This is a genomic window from Chloracidobacterium sp. (assembly GCA_025057975.1).
Taxonomy (GTDB): domain Bacteria; phylum Acidobacteriota; class Blastocatellia; order Chloracidobacteriales; family Chloracidobacteriaceae; genus Chloracidobacterium.
In genome coordinates this window covers 1-598 of sequence record JANWUV010000051.1, presented here as the reverse complement: position 1 = coordinate 598, position 598 = coordinate 1, and the positions used below count along the sequence as shown (strand labels likewise).

Here is a 598-nt window from a genome sequence, read left to right as displayed (position 1 = left end):
ACCTCCTTTCTGGAGCACCGTTCCTACAGAAATAGGAACGCACTCTCCTACACGGCTTTTGGCTTCCCCTTGCAACACTGTGCTATGCCTGACCGCACAGGGAAGTGGAATCCAAGTCCGGCTGCCCAGCGTGCTGGGCATACCGACGAAGAGACCCTGACCTGAACGCTTGTATATCTGGGACTGTAGCTCAGGTGGTTAGAGCGCACGCCTGATAAGCGTGAGGTCAGTGGTTCAACTCCACTCAGTCCCACAAGCCCGAAACCGCCAATCCATCGGGCAGTGGGGGCTTTAGCTCAGTTGGTAGAGCGTCTGCTTTGCAAGCAGAAGGTCAGCGGTTCGAGGCCGCTAAGCTCCACGCGATTCGTCTTCAATCGCTTCGGCGACGGAAGACTTGTTCATTGACAATTTGTAGAAGGCTTGAAGCAACTTCAAGCTTAGTCCATAATCTTTCCTATTGACCAAATGCGTCCAACCTTGTGTTGAGCGTTTGTCATCAACGAAGGATTTTCGGATTAAGAGCTAAGGGCAAACGGTGGATGCCTAGGCGCATACAGGCGATGAAGGACGTGACTAGCTGCGATAAGCTGCGGGGAGC

The 598-nt window shown here is 53.3% G+C and carries 2 tRNA genes and 1 rRNA gene; all 3 read left to right on the top strand.

Annotation, left to right across the window (positions count from 1 at the left end):
* Positions 1–179 precede the first annotated feature (179 nt).
* Positions 180–253, top strand: a tRNA-Ile gene (locus tag NZ585_15020).
* Positions 254–285: 32 nt separating this feature from the next.
* Positions 286–358: transfer RNA gene (locus NZ585_15015), tRNA-Ala, on the top strand.
* A 154-nt stretch (positions 359–512) separates the two neighbouring features.
* Positions 513–598 (top strand): 23S ribosomal RNA (locus NZ585_15010); the annotation flags it as partial.